Below are 24,705 nucleotides of genomic sequence, written 5' to 3' on the forward strand. Positions count from 1 at the left end.
ATCGGGCATGCCAAGCACGATCACGGCATGAAGCGCTGCTGGCTCAAGGGCGCTGAGGGCGACGCGCTGCATGCGGTGTTGTGCGCAGCCGGCTTCAACATCCGTTGGCTGCTGCGTGCCATCGCCCGGCGGGGCATTGCTCCAGCCTTTTTGCGCTCGCTCTGGCTGCTGTCAGCGCTCGCCGCGTTCGCGAGTCGACTCGCTACTCTTGCACCTCCGGCGCTTCTCGTCGGCACCGCGAGATGAATTTTGCAGGGCCGACTCTGATAGGTGATTGGGCCGGCCACCGCGAATGCCACATCGGTGGCGGCTTCCTGCTCATTTGTCGCCTGGATGGCTACGCGATCATCTTCGTTCGTGCGGGCACACACGCCGAGCCATTCGAGGAATGGCCGTCAGGCATCAAACCCCGCCACCACGTCCCACTGCACGGCCCAGTCGGTCGGCAGCGGGTTCCTCTGGAACCACGGCAGGCTGATGCAGCGGCGCTGCATCCCTGACCAGGGATGGTCTGTCGTTTACCCAGTTTTGCCAAGGACCCCCACACTTGCCCCATGGGCACGATGAACAGCTCGCTCCCCGGCACCCTGAAGTCCTTCGTGGACGAACAGGTCAGGCAGCGCGGCTACGGCACGAGCAGCGAGTACGTGCGCGAGTTGATCCGCAAGGATCAGGATCGCCACCCACTGCGCAACCTGCTGCTGGCCGGAGTCGCCTCGGCCCCGGCGGCACCCGCCGATACCGGCTACTTTGATGGCCTGCGGGATCGGGTGCGCAAGGCCGCCAAACCCGCGACCAAGGCGTGAAGGCCAAGCCAATCATCCCGCGTGAGCAGGCCGGCCGGGATGTCGATGATGCAGCGCCAGGACCCTATCGACGTCTGGCGGGTGCTGCTGGCCCGAGGGACATCCCGGCATGGGTGCAGGAGCCTGACGGCCCGTGACGGTCGAATCGCCTGGGCATGTCTGCATGCTTGCCGGGGGCCACCCGCGGTAGCGGCGCCCGGCCACGGCATGGCCCGGCGTCGGTCCACACGAAGTCGCCGTCACTGACCGCGACCCACTCGCGCCTTCGCACCAACGCGGTCATCGCCTTGTGCCGCGGCGCAGCCGCACAGGTTGACCGGCAGGATCACGCGCGTCCATCGGCGCGGCGGGCGGCGGCGCGCAGCCGCAGGGCCTGGGGCGGGGCGCGTTGGGGCAGGGTGTCCATGGCATCTCGGGCCCGTGCGACGATCCGATGGACGCGCTGTGAGGGCAGGAAGCCAAGCGCCCGTGTGGCGAGGCATTTTGCTTTTGACGTGCAAATAAGCAAACTACAGTTTAACTAAACGCATGATGCAAGTAGAATTTCTGCCATGAGGGTCTCGAAAGAAGAGCTCGTCGCCGTCCTCGCCCAGTTCAACCCCTGGTGGCGGGGCGAGCCCATTGCGGACTTGCCCACATGGCGGCGTGCGGCCTTCCGCGAGCTGCACACCTGGCTGACCGTGCCGCCCGCGCCCCGGGCGGTGATGCTCTCCGGCGCGCGGCAGATCGGCAAGACCACGCTGATGCTGCAGGCCGCGCAGGCGCTGCTGGCCGCCGGCGTGCCCGCGCCCAACATCCTCTACGCTACCTTTGACCACCCGATCCTGAAGCTCGCCGGCATCGACGCGGTGCTCGACGCCTGGCGCGAGCGCGAGCCGCGCGCCGAGGGGCCGGAATACCTGCTGCTCGACGAAGCCCAGTTCATCCGGGACTGGGGCACCTGGGTCAAGCACCAGGTCGATTTCCGCAAGGACCGACGCATCGCGTTCACCGGCTCGGCCATGCCCTTGGTGGAGGCCGCCCCCGAGTCCGGCGTCGGCCGCTGGCACACGATCCGGCTGACCACGTTGTCCTTCTACGAATACCTGCAGATCAAGCGCCTGCAACTGCCCGAGCTGCCCCAACTGCGCAGCCTGCGCGACCTGTTCGACTGGGCGCCGACGGACTTTTACCGCGCCATCGAACTGGGCCGCGACTACGTGGGCCACTTCCACGAATACCTGTTGCGCGGTGGCTTTCCGCAGACCGCGCAGATCGACAGCGTCACGCAGGCGCAGCGCCTGCTGCGCGAGGACATCATCGACAAAGTGCTCAAGCGCGACATGACCGCGCTCTTTGGCGTGCGCCGCGTGCTGGACCTGGAGCACACCTTCCTCTACCTGTGCCTGCACGATGGCGGCCTGCTGGACATGGTGGACCTGTGCAGCAACCTCGAGGTCAAGCGCCCCACGGCGCAGCACTTCATCGAACTGCTGGAGGCCGCCCACCTGATCTACCGCCTCGCGCCCTACGGCTACGGCAAGGACGTGCTGCGCGCGCGATTCAAGATTTATCTGGCCGATGCCGCCATTGCGCCGGCGGTGATGCTCAAGGGCAAGGCCATCGTGGAGGATGCCACCGCGCTGGGCGTGGCCACCGAGACGGCCGTGTTCAAGCATCTGTTCGCCCGCTACTACGCGCAGAACGTGCGCTTCTCCTACTGGCGGGGCAAGCGCGAACACGAGGTCGATCTGGTCGCCGAAGTGGGTGGTGAGCTGATCCCCTTCGAGGTCAAGTACCGCGCCCAGCACACCGGCGCACGAGACCTCAAGGGCCTGATCGAGCTGTGCCAAGCCAAGCGCATCGCGCGAGGCTACGTGGTCACCAAAGCGCTGGACGACTTCGGGCCGATGCAGGGCCTGCCGCTGGCCGACGATGCCGCTACCCCGACGCGCATCATGCGCATTCCAGCGCCGCTGCTGTGCTACTGGATGGGAGCGGCGGAGCTTCCGGGAGATGTGCCGTGAAGCTGGCCGCGCGAGCACGGGCGACGCCAAGCAGCGGCCATGCGAAGCTCGGACGCTGCGTGGCAAAGATCATCTTGAGTTGCCCGTTTGGCTCAAACCAACATTGAAGGGGCAGCCATGCGCGGTGAAGTGATCACCGAAGCCGACACCTGCCGTGAGTTCGTTCGCGAGCTGTGAGCCGTGCCCTGATTCATGCGCCGTTCCGCCCCGAAGCCAAGCGCGGTGGAGAGCGCAATTGCGCGGATTCCCGCTGATAGACTTTCCCCGGTTTCATCCACTCGAGGCGCTTGCAGTGGGCAGGCACGGACGCCATCACCACAGAACCGTGGGTTTCCGTCGAGCAGGTCGCCCAGCACCTGGGTGTGGCCAAGGACACCGTGTACCGCTGGCGCGAGCGCTGCGGGCTGCCGGCGCACCGGGTCGGGCGGCTGTGGAAGGTCAAGCTGTTCGAGGTGGATGAGTGGGTACGCGCCGGGGGCGCGGATGAAGAGAAACACGGCGATGCTGACCCGGCATCGCCGTGCAAAAAATAGAGGGATGGTCTGAATGCCCACACTCCACTGGATCGGCAAAGAAGCCGTCGCCAAACACCACAAAGAAGTGCCCTTTCGCCTGCTGGAGCCGGTGCCGGAGCTCTCCTGCGGCCCGGTGCACGGCAAAGACTCGGGCAACCTGATCGTGCAGGGTGACAACCTGCACGCCCTCAAAGCCCTGCTGCCGCGCTATGCGGGCCAGGTCAAGTGCATCTACATCGACCCGCCGTACAACACCGGCAATGAAGGCTGGGTGTACAACGACAACGTCAACAGCCCGGAGATTCGCCGCTGGCTGGGCGAGGTGGTGGGCAAGGAAGGCGAGACGCTGGACCGTCTCCATGCCTTGCCGCAAGACCACAAAAAGACTATATTAAGTCCTGCTTAAAAATGGAGCACGGCCATGCGCTACTCGTCGCGAATCAAGCCGATCAGCTATCTCAAAGCCAACGCAGCCGAGGTTCTGGCGCACCTCGCGGAGCAGCGTGAACCGATGGTGATCACCCAAAACGGCGAAGCCAAGGCTGTCTTGCAGGACGTCGCTTCGTTCGAGGAGACTCAAGAAACACTGGCCTTGCTGAAGATCCTCGCGTTGGGTAATCAGGATGTGGCCGCTGGCAAGGTGAAGCCTGTCGCTGACGTCGTTGCCCGCCTCCGCGCCAAGCGAGCCTCGGTCTGATGGCAGGCACATCAGCCAAGTTCGAGGTCCTGCTCACTGAGGGGGCGGAGCAGGATCTGGAGGCCATCCACGACTACATCTCCGAGTTCGACTGTGTGGCCAACGCCAACGATGTATTGGACGAGTTGATGGGCGTGCTGGAGAGCCTATCGAAATTCCCGGAACGCGGCAGTTATCCGAAGGAACTGGTCGGCCTGGGGATCAAAGAATACCGCCAGACATTCTTCAAACCCTACCGCGTGATCTATCGCGTCACAGGCAACCAAGTCATTATTTACTTGATTGCTGACGGACGTCGTGACATGCAATCCGTGCTCGCTCGCCGCCTGTTAGGTGCTTGACCCGCAGCAGCCCACGCCAGCGTTCACAAGCTCGGTAGGCCAGTCAGCACCTGGTCAACCGTCCGCCACCAACACCCCAGGGCTCGGAGGATCGCCGGGCCCTTTGTGCCGATGGCGGAACTTTGGTTTCTCGGGCGACATTTCCACGCCGCGATGGAAACAGCCCGCCAGCAGGGGCCGGCAGCTCGATGGCAGCCCACGGTTGAAGCGTTGGCCGTGTCAGCGCCTACCGGATGGCAACTGACCACGGTACCATCGGGCAGGCCTCCGGCAGGGCCTGCATCAGCGGGCAGCACAGCTTGCCCCGGGCAGTGCAGCAACGCTGCCCCCGGCCCTGCAGCGCGGCTTCTGTGCGGTGCAAGTCGGCCAAGAGGGCCGGCGAAGTGAACGACGTGATCTTGGAGTCCACGCTGACGTGTCCGCAATGCGGTCACTCAAAGATTGAAACCATGCCGACCGACGCTTGCCAGTGGTTCTACGAATGCGAGCAGTGCCATGCCGTGTTCAAACCCAAGCCCGGTGACTGCTGCGTGTTTTGCTCTTACGGCACCGTGCCGTGTCCGCCCATCCAAGCGCGTGGCAAGGGCGGATGTTGTGGTTCGTCGGCTGTTTAGCCATCGTGCACGGGGCATCTGCGGCCGCTGGGTGGCCCCCAGCGGACGACGGGTTGAATGCCGGTCCGACGGTCATGGCGTTCATGACGGATGACAGGCCAGCCGATGTGTCATGCACATGTCGGCACGCGTCGCTCAGCTTCCAGCGGCTTCGTCCGAAGCATCGCCGGCGGTATCTGCGGCGGTGTCGGCCTCGGGCGGTTTGACGATCGTGACGGGCACTGGGGAGTGGTCGAGCACTGCACGGGAGACCGAGCCAAACAGGCCGGCACGCAGGGTGCCGATGCCCCGGGCGCCCATCACGATGGCTTGGCAGCCATGGGTTTCGGTCAGATCGATGATGGCTTGGGCTGGGGCGCCGCTGACGACGTCCAGGTCGTAGGGCAGGCCGGCTTCGCGCAGCAGGGTTTCGGCCGCTTCCAGAGCGTGGCGGCCGGCGCTTGCGGCCATGCCTTCGAGCACTTCGGCATCGTGCGCCGTGACCACTTCGTACAGCGTGGGCGGCTCTTGCACGTTGGCCAGCACGAAGTGGGCTTGCAGGCCGCTGCGCGCCAGCGCGATGGCATGGCGGACGGCCCATAGCGAGAGCTCGGAACCATCCACAGGCAGCAAGATCTTCATGGCGCACTCCCGAGTGTCGTCGGTATGCACCGTTTCTAACTCGAAAGCCCGTGCTTGCCCAGTGGGGGATCGAGCAGCTTGGATCAGGCTTCGGGACGGCGCCACAGCCACAGGGCCACGGCGAGCAAGAGGAGGTAGACCGTGCCGCGCACCCAGGGCGCCACCGGGCTCCACCAGAGGACGGTGGCGCTGCCCAGCATCATCACGGTGGCCAGCCATTTGGCGCGGCGAGGCACGGCGCCGCGCTCACGCCATTGACGGATCATGGGGCCATGCCTGGGGTGGGCCAGCAGCCGCGCCTCCAGGCTCGGCCAGCCGCGTCCGCCGGCCCAGGCGGCCAACAGCAGAAAGGGCACGGTGGGCAGCAGCGGAAGCACCACGCCCACCAGCCCCAGCAGCAGCGACACGCCGGCCAGCGTGCGCCAAAGCAGGAGGCGGGTGTGTCGGATCATCCGTGGTGTGTGTGCGCGATCGGTGCCGGTGTCGATGGTAGCGCGGCGGCGCGAGGTCGCGTTGGGGGGGGCTGGCCTGCGCCCACACGACGCGCCCCCGCCTTGGGGGCGGGGCGTTTCAGAGAAAGCGATCGAGCAGGCGGCGGCTGGCGCGATCCAGTGCGGCCGGGTCGCGGATCAAGTAGCTCACGCCGTCGCGGTCGGCGATCAACAGGCGGCCGCCCGGCAAGCGCCGAATGTCTTCCTCGCCTTTGAGCACGAGTTGTGTGCGGCCGCGGTCGGTTTCGACCTCCCAAGTGCTGGGGGTGGCGAAGCTGGAGACGGCCACCAGGCGCGTGATTTCGGGCATGAACTCGCGTTGGGCGAGTTCTTCTTCGATCAGCCGGCGCAGGGGGGAGGGCAAATCCGACAGCCGCTCGATCCAGACGACTTCATGGCCTTCGGGGCTGACCAATGACACGCCTTCATCGGGTGCGGTGATGGGAAAGGCACGCACGGGCAAGACGCCCACGTGCACTTGTCCTTGGGCGTCGGTGCAGACGAGCTGGCCGTGCGGGTTGCGGTGCAGCTGAAATGGGGTCATGGCACGGGCTTCCTTCAGGCGCTGCGGGCGGGTTGGTCGCGCCAAGCCTCGGGCGGGCTGCCCTCGCTGTCGACGTTGCGGGCTTGGGCCTCGTACAGGCGCCAATAGGCGCCGCGGCGCTCCATCAGTTCTTCGTGCGGGCCGACCTCGACGATTTCGCCGCGGTCCATGACCACCAAGCGGTCGGCTTTGCGTAAGGTGGACAGCCGGTGCGCGATGGCGATCGTCGTGCGGCCCCGCACCAGGTTGTCCAGGGCTTTCTGGATTTCTTGTTCTGTTTCGGTGTCCACGGCCGAAGTGGCTTCATCGAGGATGAGGATGCGCGGGTCGATCAGCAGCGCGCGGGCGATCGAGATGCGCTGGCGCTCGCCACCGGACAGACCTTGGCCGCGCTCGCCCACCAGGGAGTCATAGCCTTGGGGCAGGCGCAGGATGAATTCGTGCGCATGGGCGGCGCGGGCCGCTGCGATGATTTCCTCACGCGTGGCGCCGGGCTTGCCGTAGGCGATGTTCTCGGCGATGGTGCCGAAGAAGAGAAAGGGCTCTTGCAGCACCAGGCCGATGTGGCGGCGCCAATCGGCCACAGCCAGCTGGCGAATGTCGATGCCGTCCACGCGGATGGCGCCTTCGCTGACGTCATAGAACCGGCAGATCAGGTTGACCAGCGTGCTTTTGCCCGAGCCGCTGTGGCCCACCAGGCCGATCATCTCGCCGGGCCGAATGTCCAGGTTGAGGCCCTGGATCACGCGGCGGTGGCCGTAGCGGAAGCCCACGTCCTGCAGCTGAATGCGCCCTTGGACTTCCGGCAGGGGCACGGGTTGTGCCGGCTCGGGCACGGACGAGACGTGGTCCAGGATGTCGAAGATGCGCTTGGCCCCGGCAGCGGCTTTCTGGGTGACCGAGACGATGCGGCTCATCGAGTCGAGCCGGGTGTAGAAGCGGCCGATGTAGGCCAGGAAGGCCGTCAGCGTGCCCACGGTGATGTCGCCTCGCGAGACCTGCCAGATGCCGAAGGCCCACACCACCAGCAGGCCAATTTCGGTGAGCAGCGACACCGTGGGCGTGAACAGCGACCATATACGGTTGAGCCGGTCGTTGACCATCAGGTTGTGCCGGTTGGCCTCGCGGAAGCGCCGGGCCTCGCGGCTTTCCTGCGCAAAGGCTTTGACCACGCGGATGCCCGGGATGGTGTCGGCCAGCACGTTGGTGACCTCGCCCCAGACTCGGTCGATTTTCTCGAAGCCGGTGCGCAGCCGCTCGCGCACCACGTGGATCATCCAGGCGATGAACGGCAGGGGCAGCAGCGTGACCAAGGCCAGCCAGGGGTTGATGGAAAAGAGGATGACCGCAGTCATGGCGATCATCAGCACGTCGGTGGCAAAGTCCAGCAGATGCAACGAGAGAAAGACATTGATGCGGTCGGTCTCGCTGCCGATGCGTGCCATCAGGTCGCCGGTGCGCTTGCCGCCGAAGTACTCCAGCGACAGCTTCAGCAGATGCTCGTAGGTGGTGGTGCGCAAGTCTGCGCCGATGCGTTCACTCACCAAGGCCAAAATGTAAGTGCGCGCCCACCCCAAGCCCCAGGCGGCGAGGGCGGCCAGCAGCAGCCCGCCCAGCAGCCAGGCCACCAGGGCGGTGTCGATGGCTTGGCCGTTTTGGTAGGGGATCAGCACCCGGTCCATCAGTGGCATGGTCAGGTAGGGCGGGACCAAGGTGGCGGCGGTGGAGGCCAGGGTCAGGGCAAAGCCGGCCAGCAACTGGCCGCGGTAGGGGCGGGCAAAGCGCCACAGCCGCAGCAGGGTCCAGGTCGACGGCGGGGTCGCTTCGGGGTCGGCTTCGGACGCCTCCAGCCCATCGCCCGCAGCGGCATCGGGGGCCGGCTCGGGCGGCGCCGCGCCTTGCAGCAGGCGTTGTTGCGTCTGGAAACGCTCCACCAGGGTCTGGGCGGCAGGCTGGCGTCCAAGTGTGAGATGCCACACGGCCAGCCGGCGCTGGGCGTCGTGCAAGGCCAAGTGGGCCACGCCAGCGTGGTCGCTCAGGCGCAGCTCCAGCGTCGGGCTCAAAGACCATGCTTGCCATACGGCTTTCGGGTGATCGCGGGCCAACAGGCGGCGGTCGGTCAGCACCAGCCACTGGGGGGCAAACCGCAGTTGCGCATCGAGGTCAACCTCCAGCGCGGCCAGAACGTTCTCGGCAGGAGCCAGTGCAAGGCGTAAGTCATCCGGCCAGGGGTCGCAAGGGCGGCCCGCCAGGTCGGTCGGGAGGGAGACGGACAAGTTCATGGATACAACATGGACCCCGTCGGACGGGGCAGTGGTCAGGGCGTCTGGGCGGCCACGATGGTTGCGCGATGCCCTGGGAGAGCTCACGCGCGAACCCTTGCCGAGGTTGACATGCCAGCGCCGCAGGGGCGGCAGGACTGGGATAGAAGGTTGTCAGTCATGAGTCACAGAAGTATCGAATTCCTACGCATCGCCTACCTGCGTGGGCCAAATCTCTGGACCTACCGGCCGGTGATCGAGGCCTGGGTGGACATCGGCGAGCTGGAGGACCATCCCTCCAACACGCTGCCCGGTTTCTACGAACGCCTCTCGTCCTGGCTGCCCGGCCTGATCGAGCACCGCTGTGGTGTGGGCGAGCGGGGCGGTTTCCTGCAGCGCCTGCGCGAAGGCACATGGCCGGCCCACATCATGGAGCACGTGGCCATCGAGTTGCAGAACCTGGCGGGCATGCCCACCGGCTTCGGCAAGGCGCGTTCCACGGCCACCCGAGGCGTTTACAAGGTGGTGGTGCGCGCCCGACAGGAGGAGGTGGGCCGAGCCGCTATTGTCGCCGCTCGTGACCTGGTGATGGCGGCCATCGAGGATCGCCCGTATGACGTGGCGGCCACCGTGGCCCGGTTGCGCGAGCTGGTCGACCGCCGTTGCCTGGGGCCGAGCACGGCTTGCATCGTCGATGCGGCCGCCGAGCGTGGGATTCCTTCCATCCGCCTGAGCCAAGGCAACCTGGTGCAGCTTGGCTACGGGCGGGCGCAGCGTCGCATCTGGACGGCCGAGACCGACCGCACTTCGGCGATTGCCGAAAGCATCGCCAGCGACAAGGAGCTCACCCGCCGCTTGCTGGCCGCCGCCGGCGTGTGCGTGCCCGAAGGCCGCGAAGTGAGCGATCCGGCCGATGCCTGGGAGGCCGCCCAAGACATCGGCTTGCCCGTGGTGGTCAAGCCCTTGGATGCCAACCATGGACGCGGCATCTCCATCGAGCTGCGCCGTCGTGAAGACATCGAAGCGGCCTTTCATGTGGCCGCGCGCGAAGGCAGTGGCGTACTGGTCGAGCGCTACATTCCTGGCGGCGAACACCGCTTGTTGGTGGTGGGCAACCGCGTGGTGGCCGCCTCGCGCGGGGACGCCGCCTGGGTCACGGGCGACGGCCATTCGACGGTGGCGCAATTGGTCGAACTCCAGGTCAACAGCGATCCGCGCCGTGGCGAGGACGAGGCCTACCCGCTGGACATCGTGCGCCTGCACGAGCCGGCCAACGTGTTGGAGCTGGCTCGCCAAGGCTACACGGCCGACTCCGTGCCACAGCAAGGCCAGAAGGTGCGGGTGCAGCGCAATGGCAATCTGGCCATCGACGTGACCGATCGTGTGCATCCGGAGGTGGCCGAGATGGTGGCCTTGGCCGCGCGAGTGGTGGGCTTGGACATCGCAGGGGTGGACGTGGTTGCCCAGGACATCGGCCGCCCCTTGGCCGAGCAAGGTGGCGCCATCGTGGAAGTGAACGCCGGCCCCGGACTGCTGATGCACCTGAAGCCGGCCGAGGGCGAGCCGCGCCCGGTGGGGCAGGCCATCGTCGATCATTTGTTTCCTGCGGGCGAGACCGGCCGCATTCCGGTGGTGGGCGTCAGCGGCTCGCAAGGCACCACGCTGACCTCTCGTCTGGTGGCCTGGTTGCTCCATTTGGGCGGGCACCACGTGGGGCTGGCCTGTGGGGAGGGGCTGTATTTCGACCGTCGCCGCGTCGAGGCCGGCGACCGCGCCACGTGGGCCGCGGGCCGGCGCGTGCTGATGAACCGCATGGTCGATGCCGCCGTGATCGAAAACGGCCCCGAGGCCATCGTGCAAGAAGGTCTGGCCTACGACCGTTGCCACGTGGGCATCGTCACTGGCGTGGCTGGCGCGGCGTCGCTGGCCCACTACCATATCCATGACGATGAGCAGCTCTACACCGTGCTGCGCACCCAGGTGGACGTGGTGTTGCCCGAGGGCGTGGCCGTGCTCAACGCGGATGATCTGCTGGCCGCACAGATGGCCGCGCTGTGCGACGGCGATGTGATCTTCTATGGCCGCGATGGTCAGCGCGAGGTGATCGAGACGCACTTGGCGGCTGGACGACGGGCCGTCTTCCTGCGGGGGCACCGGGTGCTGATGGCGCACGGCGCAAAGGAGACGCCCTTGATCGAATGGCGTTGCCTGCCGGTCCTCGAGGGCCATGAGCCCGAGGCCGTGCTGGGCGCCGTGATGGCCGCCTCGGCCGCCGCCTGGGGCTTGGGGATGGAGATCGACGTGATCCGCGCGGGCATCAAGACCTTCGCCACCCAATCGGCTCCCTTGGCCACCCCGCCGCTGCCCGTGATCGCCCACGCCACCCCGCCGGCCGAGACCTCGGTGTTGGTCCCTGCCGCCTGAACGCAACGAGACGATTTGCCCATGGACATTTCCCGCCTGCGGGCCCTGCGCGGCCCCAACCTCTGGACGCGCCGCACCGCCATCGAGGCGGTCGTGATCCTGCGCGACGACGAGCTCGACCTGCAAACCCGGCCCGGCTTCGAGGCCCGTCTGCGCGCCCGCTTCCCCGAAATCGGCGCCTTGCATGCCACCGGCCACACCGGCGCGGTCTCGATGGCTCATGCCCTGGCGGCCGCCGCGCTGGGCTTGCAGGCTCAGGCCGGCTGCCCGGTGACCTTCAGCCGCACCACGCCCACCCCCGAGGAACGGGTTTTTCAGGTGGTGGTCGAGTACAGCGAGGAGCCGGTGGGCCGTCTGGCCTTCGAATTGGCCCAGGCGCTGTGCGAAGCCGCGGTGCAGGACACGCCCTTCGATCTGGCCGATGCCTTGGCCCGCTTGCGCGATCTCGACGAAGACGTGCGCCTGGGCCCCAGCACCGGCAGCATCGTGCAGGCGGCCGTGGCGCGTGGCATTCCTTACCGCCGCCTCACCGAAGGCAGTCTGGTGCAGTTCGGGTGGGGGAGCAAGCAGCGACGCATCCAGGCGGCCGAGATGGATGTCACCTCGGCGATCGCCGAATCCATCGCCCAGGACAAGGAGCTCACCAAGGAGCTGTTGCTGGCCGCCGGCGTGCCGGTGCCCCAGGGCCGACCGGTGACGGATTTCGAGGACGCGCGCCGTGCTGCGGCCGAGATCGGCTGGCCGGTGGTGGTCAAGCCGCGTGATGGCAATCAGGGCAAGGGCGTGACGGTCGACATCGTCGATGACGAGCATTTGCGCATCGCCTATGACGCGGCGCGCGCGATCAGCGACGACGTGCTGGTCGAGCGTTTCATCCCCGGCTACGACTTCCGTCTGTTGGTGGTGGGCGACCGATTGGTGGCAGCCGCTCGGCGCGATCCGCCGCATGTGATCGGTGACGGCCTGCACAGCATTCGGGAGTTGGTGGACCAGGCCAACACCGACCCAAGGCGCGGCGATGGCCATGCCACGCCGCTGACGCGCATGCGCATCGATGACATCGCCCTGGCCCGCCTGGCCCAGCAGGGCTTTGGGCCCGATGACATTCCGCCCAAGGGGCGGCGCGTGGTGTTGCGCAACAATGCCAACCTCAGCACCGGGGGGACGGCCACCGACGTGACCGACGACGTGCATCCCGAGGTGGCGGCCCGCGCCGTCGATGCGGCGCGCATGATCGGCCTGGACATCTGCGGGGTGGACGTGGTGTGCGAGAGCCTGCAGCAACCGCTGGAGTGGCAAGGCGGCGCCGTGGTGGAAGTCAATGCCGCACCGGGCCTGCGCATGCATTTGAGCCCGTCGTACGGCAAGGGCCGCCCGGTGGGGGAGGCCATCATCGATGCCATGTTCGCGCCAGGCGAAGACGGCCGCATCCCGGTGGTGGCCGTCACCGGCACCAATGGCAAGACCACGGTGGTGCGTCTGACGGCCCATCTCTTGGCGCGGCATGGCTGGCGCGTGGGCATGACCAACACCGATGGCGTCTACATCCAAGGCCGGCGCATCGACACCGGCGACTGCAGCGGTCCGCGCAGCGCGCGCAACGTGCTGGCCCACCCGGATGTGGACGCGGCGGTGCTCGAGACCGCGCGTGGCGGCATCTTGCGTGAAGGGCTGGGTTTCGACCGCTGCCAGGTGGCCGTGGTTACCAACATCGGCCTGGGCGACCACCTGGGCTTGAACTACATCACCACGGTCGAGGACCTGGCGGTGCTCAAGCGTGTCATCGTCCAAAATGTCGCGCCCACCGGCATGGCCGTGCTCAATGCGGCCGATCCGATCGTCGCCGCGATGGCCGAGAACTGCCCCGGAGATGTCACCTACTTCGCGGCCGACCGCTTCCATCCCGTGATGGCCGCTCACCGGGTGCAGGGCCGCCGAGTGGTGTATGTCGACCGTGGCGACATCGTGGCCGAGCAAGCGGGCGTCAAGCACCGCTTTGCGCTGGCCGAAGTGCCGCTCACGCGCAACGGCACCATCGGTTTCCAGGTCGAAAATGCCATGGCGGCCGTGGCTGCGGCCTGGGCGGCTGGGGCCAGCTGGGACGCCATTCGCACCGGGCTGTTGACCTTCGAGAACGATGCGGACAACGCGCCGGGGCGCTTCAATGTCTTCACGGTACGCGGGGCCACCGTCATTGCCGACTACGGCCACAACCCCGATGCGATCGCGGCCCTGGTGCGGGCCGTGGAGTCCATGCCGGGCCGGCGTCGCACCGTGGTGATCAGCGGGGCGGGCGACCGGCGCGATGAAGACATCCGCCAGCAAACGCGCATCCTGGGCGCGGCGTTCGACCGCGTCATCCTCTACCAAGACCAATGCCAGCGTGGTCGTGCCGACGGCGAGGTGCTGGCCTTGTTGCGCGAGGGGCTCCAAGGCGCCAGCCGCGCTCGCGAGGTGCAAGAGATCCGTGGCGAGTTCGCCGCCATCGATGCGGCCTTGGAAGACCTGCGCGAAGGCGATCTGTGCCTCATCCTCATCGACCAAGTCGATGCGGCGTTGAACCATCTGCATCGTCGCCTGGCCCAGGCCTGAGCACGGCTGCAACGCGGCACAGGGGCGCGGCATGCGCCCGGCCGCGGCGGCCAACGTGCACGACGCGCTGAAGTCCTTTGCCGAACCGGATCTGTGGGGTCCGTTGGGGGCTCGATTTCGTTTACAATTAAATTACGAATCATTCGCATTCGTAATTTAATTGTCGTTGCCCATGGTTCCGCCAGAGCGGCTCATGCAGGGTCGAGGCGGGCCTTGGTGTGCCTGTCGTCCCTTCCCAGAGTGCATCGGGCCGCGGGCGATCCGCGCACGCTGCGGTCAGGCCGGCTGGTCTTCGTTGTTGTTTCTTTTGAGGAGAGTGGTTCATGTCATCGATACAGCCTCAGTCGCGCAGGACTCCCACGGCCTTGGCCGCCGCAGCCGTGGTGCTCGGCCTGGGGGTGGCCGGAGGCGTCCAGGCGCAAGCCGTCCAGTCCTCGTCCAGCGAGGCGGCGACCGCGACCGAGGCTGCCGCAGCGCTGCCCTCGGTGACCGTCACGGCGCGGCGCGAGAACCGGGTCTCCTCCGGGGCCACCAATTTGCCGCTGGAAATCAAGGAAACGCCGCAGTCCATCAGCACCATCGAGCAAGACGTGCTGAGCGACTTCGGCCTCAGCAGCAGCAACGATGCCTTGCGCCTGGGCACCGGCATCAACGTCGACGAGTGGGAAACCAACCGCACCAGCTTCAACGCACGCGGCTTCGATGTGATGCTCACCCAGATCGACGGCCAGGGCATGAGCAATGACTGGGGCTTGGTCGTGGGTCAGCTCGACACCTTCTTGTTCGAGAAAATCGAGGTGATCCGGGGAGCCAATGGCTTGCTCACCGGCGTGGGCAATTCCTCGGGCACCATCAACTTCGTGCGCAAGCGCCCCACCAATCGGGACGGCGGCCAGGCCCTGGCCTCGGTGGGCTCGCACGATTTCAAGCGCGTGGCGCTGGACTACAACAAGGTCTTGGGCGGCGACGGAATGTGGGCGGCTCGCTTGGTGGTGGCCCACGAAGACAAGGAATCCTATTTGCGGGCCTTGCACGATCGGCGCAGCACCGTGTACGCCGTGGTCGAGGGGCAGGTCGGCCCCCACGGTGTGCTCACGCTGGGCACGACGTATCGTGACGCACGCCAGCGCTCGCCGATGTGGGGCTCGCTGACCTTGCGGTATGCCGACGGGCGGCAGGCCGATTTCGATGTCTCGGCCTCCACCTCACAGGACTGGACGCGCTGGAACACCGAATCACTCAATGCCTTCGTGGAATACGTGCATGCCTTGTCGCCCGATTGGGAGCTCAAGGCCAGCTACAACCACAACCGGGGCCAGGAATCCACCCGGCTGTTCTATGCCTACACCCTCACCGGCTATCTGAACGATGACAACACCGGCCTGCTCGGCTGGCCGTATCGCGGCGAAAGCAGCTCCGAGAGCCACATCGTCGAAACGAATCTGAAGGGCCGCTTCGATGCCTTCGGCCGTCGCCATGAAGCCATCTTGGGCCTGAGCCATTCACAGCGCACGCATCGCGCTTACTACTACTCCGGCGCGACCTTTCCCACCCTGCCGGCCTTTCCCTATCCGGGCGATGTGTTTCCAGAACCGGTGTGGGGCGCGAAAAACTTGAGTGCCGATGGCGATCAACACCTCACGCGCCTGTACGCCGCCAGCCGCTGGGCGCTGACCGATCGGCTCAAGGGCATCGTCGGCTTCAACGCGATCAAGCTGGTGCGCGACGGTTCGGCCATTTATGGCGGGGGCGTCAACCTGGATGACGAAACCACCGAAAAGATCAGCCCGTACGCCGGCCTGACCTACGACCTGACGCCCAGCACGCTGGCCTATGCCTCATATTCGGACATCTTCCAGGCGCAAGACCAGCGTGACATCAACGGCAACTATCTGGCCCCGATGAAGGGGGTCAACCTCGAGGCCGGCCTCAAGAGCGAATGGCTGAACCGGCGCTTGCTCACCACCGTGGCCGTCTTCCAGGCCGAGCAGAAAGGTCTGGCCACCGAGGCGGGTTTCGATCCGATCGCGCAGCAGTCCTATTACGAGCCGCGTGACGTGAAGTCCCGAGGCGTGGAGCTCGAAGCCACGGGCCGGGTCAGTGCGGACACGCGGCTGACGGCAGGCTTTACCGCGCTGAAGCTGACCGGCCCGGACGGTGGCAACACGTATGAATGGGTGCCGCGACGCACGCTCAAGCTGCTGGCCGACACCCGCGTGCCGGCATGGCCTCAGCTGCGCGTGGGCGCCGGTCTGCGCTGGCAGTCGGACGTGTACAAGCAAGGCGGCGTGCGCCAAGATGCCTATGCCGTGGTCGATGCCTTTGCGGCTTATGCGCTGTCCGAGCGGGCGGTCTTGCGTCTGAACGTCAACAACCTGTTCGACGAGAAGTACTTGCGCACCGTGCAGTTCGGCGCGATTTACGGCGCCCCGCGCACGGCCTATCTGGCGCTCGAATACCGCTTGTGAGCCTTGCCGCGGCCGCTTGCCTGGTACGGGTGGCATTCAGCCATCGGCCAGGCTGCGGCTTCACATGGCCGACCATCCGCCGAGGATCAGCACGCCCAGCGCGGCGAACAAGACCGCGGCGGCTTGATGGATGCGGCGGATCGGCAGTCGCCGCGTCAGCCGCTCGCCCAGCAGCACCGCTGGCGCGTTGGCGATCATCATGCCCAGCGTGGTGCCCAGCACCACGGCAAAGAACGCGGCGTACTGGGCCGCCAGGGCCACGGTGGCGATTTGGGTCTTGTCGCCGATTTCGGCCAGGAAAAACGCCAGCGCCGTGGTCCCGAAGACGCCCCAGCGCGGGCCCTGAGCCGCCTGGGCGTCGTCGAGCTTGTCGGGAATGAGCACCCAGATCGCCATGGCGATGAACGACAGGCCAAGCGCCCAACGCATCACCTGGGGCCCCAGCATCGAGGTGATCCAGGCGCCCAGCGCACCGGCTGCTGCATGGTTGACGAGGGTGGCCACGAAGATGCCCAGCAGGATCGGCAGGGGGCGCCGGTAGCGGGCGGCCAACAGCAGGGACAGGAGTTGCGTTTTGTCGCCCATTTCTGCCAGGGCGACGATGCCGGTCGAGACGAAAAATGCTTCCACGGGGCAAAGGATTCCGGCCGGCGTTCATACCCATGACCGCACCTGCTCCCGGCACGCAAGCAGGCACGGTCAAAGGTCTCGCCAAGTTCGCTCCACTTCCTGTGCCATGCCCACAGACGGGCAAGTGTGTTGACACAGGACCCTCGGGGGCGCGTCGATGTCGCGCACGAGGGAGGCTACTCCCCAATGACAGGCGCGCATTGTAGCCGGAGGCGGCATACTGAGGTTTGATGTCCATGAGGAGCCGCCCTTGTTGCCACACGCTGAGCTGCCGCACGCCCCGCCTCTGCGCCCTGCCGGGCCCGAAGACCTGCCGGCCATCACGGCCATGCTGAACGAGCACGCCTTACCCCTGGCGGGGGTGGACGAGCATGGGGCCGACTTTCTCGTCGCGCGAGATGCCAGTGGCTTGATGGGCTGCGTTGGTTTGGAGTTTCATGGCGACGGCGTGCTGTTGCGTTCGGTGGTGGCGCGCATCGGTCACCAGGGCCTGGGCGGGCAGATGGTGCGCGCGGCCCTGCGTCAGGCCCGTCAGCGCGGCGCGCAGTGGGCCGTGCTGCGCACCACCACGGCCGCAGGCTTCTTCGCGCAGCAGGGCTTTCGCCGTGTGGAGCCGTCCGCGGTGCCGGCCGCAGTGCACGCGAGCGTCGAGTTTCAGGGGGCCTGCCCGGACAGCAGCATCACCATGATGCGGGATCTGCGCTTTGGCGTGAGCGTGCGCGCTGCCCGCGAAGACGACATGCCGGCCGTGCTCGAGATCTATAACGAGGAGGTGCGCCACAGCACCGCCACTTACCAGTATGCCGAGCGCACCCTGGACGAACAGGTGGCGCAGTGGTTGGCCAAGCGCGCCGAAGGCTATCGCTTCTTCGTGGCCGTCACCGACGATGACGCCGTGGTGGGTTATGCCAACTATGGGCTGTTCCGCCCGCGTGAGGGGTGGCGTTTCACCTGCGAGCATTCGGTCTATATCCACCGCGACTGGCGGGGACGTGGCTTGGGCAAGCTGTTGCTGCCAGCGGTGATGGCGCATGCGCGCGAGCGGGGGTTTCACAGCATGGTGGGTGTGGTCGATGCAGCCAACACCGCGTCGGTGAAACTGCACGAGTCGCTGGGATTCAAGTTGGCCGGCGTGATCCGCGAAGGCGGCTACAAGTTCGACCGCTGGCTCGATGTGGCTTTCATGCAAGCCATGCTGTGAATGCCCGGGGGTCAGGCGGCCGGCTTCACGTGGATGCGCAGCCCCCGGACCTGCACCACCTGGCCGGCGCGGATCTTGGCGCTCTTGCGTGTCTCGGGCTGGCCGTCCACCTCGACAAGGCCGGCGGCCACCAGGGCCTTGCCCTGGCCGCCGCTGTCGGCCGCGCCCACCAGCTTGAGCAGGGCGTGCAGTTCGACGTGCTCGCCGCGCAGTTCGAAGTCGATGTCGGGCATGTCAGACGGCCAGCAGTTCGACCTCGAACAGCAGTGTGGCGTTCGGCGGGATCACGCCGCCGGCGCCGCGGGCGCCGTAGCCCAGTTGCGGCGGAATGAGGAGGCGGCGCGTGCCGCCGACCCGCATGCCTTGCACCCCCTCGTCCCAGCCGCGAATCACCAGGCCGGCGCCCAAAGGGAAGACGAAGGGGGCGTTGCGGTCCTTGCTGGAGTCGAACTTGGCCCCTGGCTGGCCGTCGTGAGAGAGCCAGCCGGTGTAGTGCACCGTGACGTTGCAGCCGACCCGCGCCTCGTCGCCTTGGCCGATGACGGTGTCTTCGTATTGCAGCCCGCTGGCGGTGGTGATCATGGCGATCCTTTCATGTCGAGCGATGGTGGCGATGCCCGGGATGGCAGACGCAGCAGGGGCGCCACGGTAGCACAGCTTTGCGCCCATGGGTGCAAGACGCACCCGCCGCCGGTGGATTTCTCGGCCACAATGAGAGGGTTTCTGCGTCGTACCGCCGTCCGTGGACCCTTCGTCGCCCCATGATTCTTCGTCGGCCCACCGGGCCGATGAGCCCATGCGGACCCTGCTGAACGCCGTTCAGCGCGCGCAGGACGGACGCTGGACGGCCCGCCATGCCCGCTTCGAGCTGCACTCCCATTTTCAGCCGATCTACAGCCTGTCTCACCACCGGGCCGTCGGGCACGAGGCCTTGCTCCGGGCGGTGGATGCGCAGGGGCGTGCCGTGGCGCCGCCATCGGTGTTGGCTGCTGCCACGTCACCGGACGATTTGGTGCACTTGGACCGTTTGTGCCGGCTGCTGCATGTGGCCAATTTCAGTGCCCAGGCCGGGCCTGAGCCGGTGTGGCTGTTCCTCAACATCCACCCGGCCGTGTTCGTGCGTGGCCCAGGGTTGGGGGGGCAGCGCTACATGCGCGCGATGCTGGATCGGTTCGCACTGCCACCATCGCAGGTCGTGCTGGAAGTGACCGAGGACATGGTCCGACGCGACCAGAGCTTCGAGGCCGCGATGGCCGAGGCCCGGGAGCTGGGCTGTTTGCTGGCGCTGGACGATTTCGGGGCGGGCCATTCCAATTTCGACCGGGTTTGGCACATCCGCCCTGAAATCGTCAAACTCGACCGCAGCCTGGTGCGTCGTGCGGCCATGGAGCCGCGCATCGGCCGCATCGCCACGCAGATGGTGTCGCTGCTGCACGCTTGTGGGGCCATGGTGTTGATGGAAGGCATCGAGACCCTGGACGAGGCATATCTGGCGCTGCAGGCCGATGTGGACTTCGTGCAGGGCTACCTGTTCGCGCCTCCGGCGCCCGTGCTGCAGCCGCCGCAATGGCCGCATCCGGTGATCGATGCGGTGTGGCAGCGCTTCGATGCCCGTTTCGAGGCCGACAAGCGTGCCGAGCGCGAGCGCTTGGCGCCGTACATGAATGCCATCGGCCATGCGGCCGCCTTGTTGCAGGCCGGCCTGCCGCTGGAGGCGTGTTGCCAGGAATTCCTGCGCCTGCCTGGGGCCGAGCTGTGCTACCTGATCGACGAGCAGGGCTTGCAGATCGGGCACAACGTCACCTCGCCGCATTTCGAAGCCAGGCGTTCGGCCCAGTTTGCACCGTTGCGCGACGCCCGCGGCGCGCGCTGGGCGCGCCGGCCCTACTTTCGCCGCGCGCTGGACCACATCGGGCGGGTGCAGGTCACCCGGCCGTACCTGACGGTGCATGGCGCGCATTTGTGCGTCACCGTATCGATCGGTCTGCGCTGGCAAGAGCGGCTGGTGGTGCTCGGCGGCGACATCGACTGGGACATTCAGCCTGCGCTCGGGTAAGCTGAGCGCCAATCCTGGCCTTGGTGGTCGATCGATTCTTCATCCCTGCGGCCCGCCTGTCCATGCCCCAGTCGCCCGTCCGTCCCGACACTGCTGCGGCGCAGGCCGACACGCTGCCGCGGCGATGGCCACAGGTGCGCGAGCCGGCGCAGCTGGAAGCACGCATGCGCGAGCGGCTGTTCTGGTTCACCGTGGCGCTCAGCCAGGCCGGCGCGCTGGGGCTGTGCGCCTACTTTTGGTGGTCGCAACGGCCTGGGCTGGTCGCAGTGGCCGCGCTCTACGTGGCGGCCACTCTGGGCGTGTCGGCCTATGCGGTTCGCACCGGGCGCATCCGGCGCAGCATTGCCGTGCTGATGGTCGTGCTGGCCGTGGCATTGACGGCGCTCACGTGGTTGATGGGGGGCTGGACGGCACCCAGTCTGTGGTGGTTGGTCCTGCTGCCGATGATGTGGATGCTGACCGGCGCTCGACGCGAGGGCCTGATGCTCGGTGGGGTCATCCTGGGGGTCTTGGTCCTGACCCCCTGGGCCGTGGAGGGTTTGGGGCTGCCCGATTTGTCGCCCACCCCACCGGCGCAGCGCGCCCTGGATGCTGGGGCCTGGGCCGCCGCTGCGCTGGTGCTGTTCGGCTGCTTCGTGCTGTACGCCCTCGGCCTGCGCCGCGGTTTGCGACGTGAGCTCACCCTGGCATTGCGGGAGTTGCGGCGCTCTCGAGACGAGGCCTTGGCCGCCTCGCAGGTCAAGGCCCGTTTCCTGGCCAACATGAGCCACGAGGTCCGCACGCCGATCAATGGCATTTTGGGGGCGATCGAATTGCTGCGCGGTACCCCGCTCGATGCCCGCCAGCAGCAGATCGTGGCCTTGCAACGCCAGAGCCTGGACACGCTGATGGCCCTGGTCAACGATGTGCTCGACTACACCAAAATCGAAGCCGGGCGCATGGAGCTCGAGCCCGTGGACACGGATTTGCGCGAGCTGGTGTTCGATGCGCTGGAGTTGCATGCGGCTTTGGCTCACGAAAAGGGCTTGGAGCTGACCTTGGGGTGGGCCAGCGAGGTGCCCCCGGTCGTCAGGGTGGACCCCACGCGGCTGCGCCAAGTGCTGGGTCACCTGGTGTCCAATGCCGTGCGCTATACCTCCCGGGGTGGGGTGCACATCCAAGTGGGGGTCGAACCCGAAGGTCTGACGCAGGGACAGGCCCGGCTGCGGATCGAGGTGCAAGACACCGGCGTGGGCATCGCGCCCGAGCTGCTGCCTCGGCTGTTCGAGGCCTTCCCGCGCAGTGAGGAGGCCGCCGCGCGTGGGCCGGCAGGCTCGGGCTTGGGCCTGGCCATTTGCCGTGAGCTGGTCCAGCTCATGGGGGGGCGGATCTCGGTGCGTAGCGAGCTGCACAAGGGCTCGGTGTTCACGCTGGAGCTCACGCTCGATCATGTCGAGCAGCCCCATGCCGGCCTGCCGCCGGGCGTGCCGCTGCGTGTGCTGGTGGTGGCCAACTACCTGCGGCTGGTGCAGCATGTGGAGGCCGGTTTGCGCGAGTTTGGCGTCAGCTACGACATCAAGCCCGTGCCTCCCACCCAGACCGAGCTGCTCGCGCTGCGCGATCAGGGGGTCAATGCCATCTTGCTCGATGAGAAGCTGCTGGGCGCGCGCGGGCACGACCGTCTGGAGCAGATGGCCCGCGAGGTGGGCTTGCCGGTGCTGCTGATGCGCGGCGTGTCGAGCGACACCACGATGGGCATGCTCGATGGGGTGTTCGTGTTGTCCAAGCCGGTGCGCCCGCATGCCTTGTACGATGGCCTGCGTTGGGCGTTGCACGCGCGTCGGCAAAGCGAACGCGCCACCCCGGCCGGGGCGCATGCGGCGCCGGCTGCCGAGCTGTCGGCCTTGGCTGGTCGAGTGCTGTTGGTGGACGACAACCCGGTCAACCAAGTCATGACCCAGGCCTTGCTGGAGCGCCTGGGGTTGGCTGTCGTGGTGGCTGGCGATGGACGCGAGGCGCTGCACCGCTTTGCCGAACAGACTTTCGACTTCGTGCTGATGGACGTGCAAATGCCTGGCATGGATGGCCTGACCGCGACGCAGAAGCTGCGTGAGATCGAAGGCCGGCTCGGGCGTGCCCGCACCCCGGTCATTGCGGTAACCGGCAATCCCGAGCCGGAAATCCGCCAGCGCGGCCAAGCGGTCGGCATGGATGATTTTCTGGGCAAGCCCTTCACGCTCGAACAGTTGCAGCGCATGCTGCTGCGCTGGCAGCCCGGGCCGCGGGAGGTGCCGGCAGCGCTGCGGGCCGACGGACCGTCTTGAGCGGCCGCGCGCGGGGGGCTCGGGCGGGTCGGGGCCTCGGGCCGTGCCGAGGGCGGCTCACCCGGCACGACGGTGCAGGCCGGGTCGGGCTGGCCCGCGGCACGTCAAGGCGTGTGCGTGCCGGCGCGAGGTTCAACGCGCCCACAGCACCTGTGTTTCGGGGTGGCGCTCCATGTAGGAACGCACGTAGGAACACAGCGGATGAACTTTGAGCCCATGAGCGCGCGCATGGTCCAGCGCGGCTTGCACGAGCAGGGCCGCGATGCCGCGCCCGCGCAGCGCCGGCGGGACGCCGGTATGGGTCATGTGCATGATGCCGTCGCGCAGTTCGTAGTCCGCGACGCTGAGCTGGCCGTCCAGCCTGGCTTCGAAACGCTGGGCAGCGGGGTTGTGCGTGACTTCGACAGACATGGGGTGCGGGTGATGCGGTGGCTGCAATGCCCCATCGTGCCACAAGGTGTGAGGCCGTGTCCTGAGGGCCGTCAACTCTCGTGATGGACCGTGACGGCTTTGGCATCTCCGGGGACGCGGGTGGGGGCGGGTGTGGACAGGGCGCCGCGCTCGGAGCACCATCTTGTCCTGCGCGCTGGACCTTGGCCGCTGGTCATAGGCCGATGCTTTGCGCAGCGGGCACGGAGCATGGCAATGGACGATCGGACCTTTTCGGCCCCCCCTTCGGCCCTGCGGTTTCGCACCTTGCTTTATCGCTATTGGTTTTTTGCCTGGTTGTTCCGCGACGCAGGCCGTGGGACGGTGTTCGAACGTGCCGCCGCTTGGCGTCACAACCGCGAACAGGCGCGCTGGCTGCCGACCTACCTGCGCCGCTGGGCCACTTTGGGCTTGGTCTTCTTCGTGTTGGGGGCGGTGGTCGAGCTGGCTGGCGGCACGGCCATGCTGGCGGCGCTGTTCTTCGTGCCTTCGGCCATCAGCGTGCCGGTCAACGCCGTGATCAGTGTGGCTTGGCTGGGTTTGAAGCTGCTGCCCGGTCCGCTGTGAGGCCGGTGCCGGCGAGGCCACGCGCGGCGCGCGTGCACGACCAGCGGGGCTTTGGCACACTTGAGGGATGAACGCTGCCCTTCCCCGACGTCGCCTGGGCCAAAGCGGCCTGCAAGTCACCCCCATCTGTCTCGGCACCATGACCTTTGGCGAGCAGGTCGATGAGGCCACGTCGCACCGCATCCTCGATCGGGCGCTGGAGCTGGGGTTGAACTTCCTCGACACGGCCGAGATGTACCCCGTGCCACCCTCGGCCGAACGCTATGGCCAGACCGAGTGCATCTTGGGCCGCTGGTTCGCCTCGCGGCCTGGTGTGCGCGAGCGGGTGGTGCTGGCCACCAAGGTGGCCGGCCCGGTGCGCGGCTACGATTGGATCCGCCAGGGCAGTGCCGATCTGAAGGCGCAAGACATCGTCCAAGCCTGTGACGACAGCCTGCGGCGCTTGCGCACCGATGTGATCGACCTCTATCAGATCCACTGGCCGGTGCGCAACGTGCCGATGTTCGGGGCGCTGTATTTCGATCCCCAGCGCGACCGACCCGTGTCCTCGATCCATGAGCAGCTCGATGCCTTGGGGCGCCTGGTTCGCCAGGGCAAGGTGCGGGCCGTCGGGCTGTCCAACGAGACGCCTTATGGTGTGGCCGAGTTCGTGCGTGTGGCCGAACAGCACGGCCTGCCGCGTGTGGCCACCGTGCAGAACGCCTACAGTCTGGTCAACCGCTCGGTCGAAAACGGCTTGGACGAGGTGATGTATCGCTATGGCATTTCCCTGCTGGCGTACTCGCCGCTGGCCTTCGGCTTGTTGACCGGCAAATATGACCAAGGGGGGCTGACGGGCGGGGCCACGGGCCGGCTGGCGCAGTTCGAGTCGATGCGTCGGCAGCGTTGGGGCCGCCCCGAGGCGCTGGCGGCCGCTCGGCGCTACAACGCGCTGGCGCGTGAGCATGGACTGACGCCCACCCAGATGGCGTTGGCGTTTTGCTACACCAAGTGGCAGGTGACCAGCACCATCATCGGCGTGACCAGCGTGGCGCAATTGGAAGAGGACGTGGCTGCCTGGGGCACCACGCTGTCGCCCGACCTGCTCGAAGCCATCGACCGCATCCGCTGGGACATGCGTGACCCGGCACAGTGAGCTG

24 protein-coding genes, 1 pseudogene and 1 riboswitch are annotated in these 24,705 nt (G+C 67.0%); of the genes and pseudogenes, 17 read left to right on the plus strand and 8 right to left on the minus strand.

Going from position 1 to position 24,705, the window contains the following annotated elements; translation table 11 throughout:
• From F615_RS0103915 to F615_RS20380, 9 genes and pseudogenes are all read left to right on the plus strand, one after another.
• Positions 1–246, plus strand: a pseudogene (locus tag F615_RS0103915) (hypothetical protein); the annotation flags it as partial.
• Positions 243–500, plus strand: a complete 258-nt coding sequence (locus F615_RS19595) for a type II toxin-antitoxin system mRNA interferase toxin, RelE/StbE family (RefSeq protein ID WP_083932397.1) — start codon at positions 243–245, stop codon at positions 498–500. The pseudogene F615_RS0103915 and the gene F615_RS19595, both read left to right, overlap by 4 nt.
• A gap of 54 nt (positions 501–554) precedes the next feature.
• A complete protein-coding gene (locus F615_RS0103925) occupies positions 555–806 on the plus strand; it encodes a ribbon-helix-helix domain-containing protein (RefSeq protein ID WP_019559870.1) in 252 nt (83 codons plus the stop codon).
• A 551-nt stretch (positions 807–1,357) separates the two neighbouring features.
• The gene (locus tag F615_RS0103930; protein WP_019559871.1) at positions 1,358–2,812 is read left to right on the plus strand and encodes an ATP-binding protein; all 1,455 of its coding nucleotides are present in this window, start codon (positions 1,358–1,360) and stop codon (positions 2,810–2,812) included.
• A gap of 311 nt (positions 2,813–3,123) precedes the next feature.
• Positions 3,124–3,345, plus strand: coding sequence for a helix-turn-helix domain-containing protein (locus F615_RS0103940; RefSeq protein ID WP_033370929.1), 222 nt, complete (start codon positions 3,124–3,126; stop codon positions 3,343–3,345).
• A 13-nt stretch (positions 3,346–3,358) separates the two neighbouring features.
• Positions 3,359–3,733 (plus strand): hypothetical protein, encoded by a 375-nt coding sequence (locus tag F615_RS0103945; RefSeq protein WP_019559874.1) that lies wholly within the window; start codon positions 3,359–3,361, stop codon positions 3,731–3,733.
• Positions 3,734–3,748: 15 nt separating this feature from the next.
• The gene (locus tag F615_RS0103950; RefSeq protein ID WP_019559875.1) at positions 3,749–4,024 is read left to right on the plus strand and encodes a type II toxin-antitoxin system Phd/YefM family antitoxin; all 276 of its coding nucleotides are present in this window, start codon (positions 3,749–3,751) and stop codon (positions 4,022–4,024) included.
• Positions 4,024–4,365 carry a type II toxin-antitoxin system RelE/ParE family toxin gene (locus F615_RS0103955; protein ID WP_019559876.1) on the plus strand — a complete coding sequence of 114 codons (342 nt, stop codon included), beginning with the start codon at positions 4,024–4,026 and terminating at the stop codon, positions 4,363–4,365. Before F615_RS0103950 ends, F615_RS0103955 begins: the two co-directional genes overlap by 1 nt.
• A 383-nt stretch (positions 4,366–4,748) precedes the next feature.
• Entirely contained in the window at positions 4,749–4,979 is a 231-nt protein-coding gene (locus tag F615_RS20380; protein ID WP_083932398.1) for a GDCCVxC domain-containing (seleno)protein, read from the plus strand.
• Between the two features lie 135 nt (positions 4,980–5,114).
• On the opposite strand, the gene F615_RS0103965 is transcribed toward F615_RS20380, so the two are convergent.
• The 4 genes from F615_RS0103965 to F615_RS0103980 form a co-directional block, all read right to left on the minus strand.
• Positions 5,115–5,600: a universal stress protein gene (locus F615_RS0103965; protein WP_019559878.1), complete on the minus strand. Its 486-nt coding sequence runs from the start codon at positions 5,598–5,600 to the stop codon at positions 5,115–5,117.
• Between the two features lie 83 nt (positions 5,601–5,683).
• Positions 5,684–6,052: a YbaN family protein gene (locus tag F615_RS0103970; RefSeq protein ID WP_019559879.1), complete on the minus strand. Its 369-nt coding sequence runs from the start codon at positions 6,050–6,052 to the stop codon at positions 5,684–5,686.
• A 118-nt stretch (positions 6,053–6,170) separates the two neighbouring features.
• Complete coding sequence (locus tag F615_RS0103975; protein WP_019559880.1) at positions 6,171–6,635, minus strand: cyanophycin metabolism-associated DUF1854 family protein; 465 nt, start codon at positions 6,633–6,635, stop codon at positions 6,171–6,173.
• Between the two features lie 14 nt (positions 6,636–6,649).
• Positions 6,650–8,917, minus strand: coding sequence for a cyanophycin metabolism-associated ABC transporter (locus tag F615_RS0103980; protein ID WP_019559881.1), 2,268 nt, complete (start codon positions 8,915–8,917; stop codon positions 6,650–6,652).
• 159 nt (positions 8,918–9,076) lie between these two features.
• On the opposite strand from F615_RS0103980, the gene F615_RS17725 reads away from it, so the two are divergent.
• The 3 genes from F615_RS17725 to F615_RS0103995 all read left to right on the plus strand — a co-directional run bounded on the left by F615_RS17725 (position 9,077) and on the right by F615_RS0103995 (position 16,380).
• The gene (locus F615_RS17725) at positions 9,077–11,320 is read left to right on the plus strand and encodes a cyanophycin synthetase (RefSeq protein ID WP_083932385.1); all 2,244 of its coding nucleotides are present in this window, start codon (positions 9,077–9,079) and stop codon (positions 11,318–11,320) included.
• A gap of 21 nt (positions 11,321–11,341) precedes the next feature.
• Complete coding sequence (gene cphA / locus F615_RS0103990) at positions 11,342–13,912, plus strand: cyanophycin synthetase (protein WP_019559883.1); 2,571 nt, start codon at positions 11,342–11,344, stop codon at positions 13,910–13,912.
• A gap of 323 nt (positions 13,913–14,235) precedes the next feature.
• On the plus strand, positions 14,236–16,380 hold the full coding sequence (locus F615_RS0103995) for a TonB-dependent siderophore receptor (protein ID WP_156824535.1): 2,145 nt from the start codon (positions 14,236–14,238) through the stop codon (positions 16,378–16,380).
• 60 nt (positions 16,381–16,440) lie between these two features.
• On the opposite strand, the gene F615_RS0104000 is transcribed toward F615_RS0103995, so the two are convergent.
• The gene (locus F615_RS0104000) at positions 16,441–17,010 is read right to left on the minus strand and encodes a TMEM165/GDT1 family protein (RefSeq protein ID WP_019559885.1); all 570 of its coding nucleotides are present in this window, start codon (positions 17,008–17,010) and stop codon (positions 16,441–16,443) included.
• A gap of 5 nt (positions 17,011–17,015) precedes the next feature.
• Positions 17,016–17,207: riboswitch (yybP-ykoY riboswitch) on the minus strand.
• Between the two features lie 53 nt (positions 17,208–17,260).
• Between F615_RS0104000 and F615_RS19605 the strand changes: the two genes are divergently transcribed.
• Positions 17,261–18,211 (plus strand): GNAT family N-acetyltransferase, encoded by a 951-nt coding sequence (locus F615_RS19605; protein ID WP_019559886.1) that lies wholly within the window; start codon positions 17,261–17,263, stop codon positions 18,209–18,211.
• 11 nt (positions 18,212–18,222) lie between these two features.
• On the opposite strand, the gene F615_RS0104010 is transcribed toward F615_RS19605, so the two are convergent.
• Complete coding sequence (locus F615_RS0104010) at positions 18,223–18,444, minus strand: RNA-binding S4 domain-containing protein (protein ID WP_019559887.1); 222 nt, start codon at positions 18,442–18,444, stop codon at positions 18,223–18,225.
• Position 18,445: 1 nt separating this feature from the next.
• Positions 18,446–18,793, minus strand: coding sequence for an FKBP-type peptidyl-prolyl cis-trans isomerase (locus F615_RS0104015; protein ID WP_019559888.1), 348 nt, complete (start codon positions 18,791–18,793; stop codon positions 18,446–18,448).
• A gap of 214 nt (positions 18,794–19,007) precedes the next feature.
• On the opposite strand from F615_RS0104015, the gene F615_RS0104020 reads away from it, so the two are divergent.
• Both F615_RS0104020 and F615_RS0104025 read left to right on the plus strand, forming a co-directional pair.
• Positions 19,008–20,267: a sensor domain-containing phosphodiesterase gene (locus F615_RS0104020; protein ID WP_019559889.1), complete on the plus strand. Its 1,260-nt coding sequence runs from the start codon at positions 19,008–19,010 to the stop codon at positions 20,265–20,267.
• A 23-nt stretch (positions 20,268–20,290) separates the two neighbouring features.
• The gene (locus tag F615_RS0104025) at positions 20,291–22,570 is read left to right on the plus strand and encodes a response regulator (RefSeq protein WP_245558319.1); all 2,280 of its coding nucleotides are present in this window, start codon (positions 20,291–20,293) and stop codon (positions 22,568–22,570) included.
• Positions 22,571–22,702: 132 nt separating this feature from the next.
• Here the strand turns inward: F615_RS0104025 and F615_RS0104030 are convergent, their stop codons facing one another.
• Positions 22,703–22,981 carry a GNAT family N-acetyltransferase gene (locus F615_RS0104030; RefSeq protein WP_019559891.1) on the minus strand — a complete coding sequence of 93 codons (279 nt, stop codon included), beginning with the start codon at positions 22,979–22,981 and terminating at the stop codon, positions 22,703–22,705.
• A 234-nt stretch (positions 22,982–23,215) separates the two neighbouring features.
• On the opposite strand from F615_RS0104030, the gene F615_RS0104035 reads away from it, so the two are divergent.
• Both F615_RS0104035 and F615_RS0104040 read left to right on the plus strand, forming a co-directional pair.
• A complete protein-coding gene (locus tag F615_RS0104035) occupies positions 23,216–23,566 on the plus strand; it encodes a hypothetical protein (protein WP_019559892.1) in 351 nt (116 codons plus the stop codon).
• A 67-nt stretch (positions 23,567–23,633) separates the two neighbouring features.
• Positions 23,634–24,701: an aldo/keto reductase gene (locus F615_RS0104040; protein WP_019559893.1), complete on the plus strand. Its 1,068-nt coding sequence runs from the start codon at positions 23,634–23,636 to the stop codon at positions 24,699–24,701.
• Positions 24,702–24,705: the final 4 nt, after the last annotated feature.

The sequence above is a fragment of the Caldimonas manganoxidans ATCC BAA-369 genome, assembly GCF_000381125.1.
GTDB classification, from domain to species: domain Bacteria; phylum Pseudomonadota; class Gammaproteobacteria; order Burkholderiales; family Burkholderiaceae_C; genus Caldimonas; species Caldimonas manganoxidans.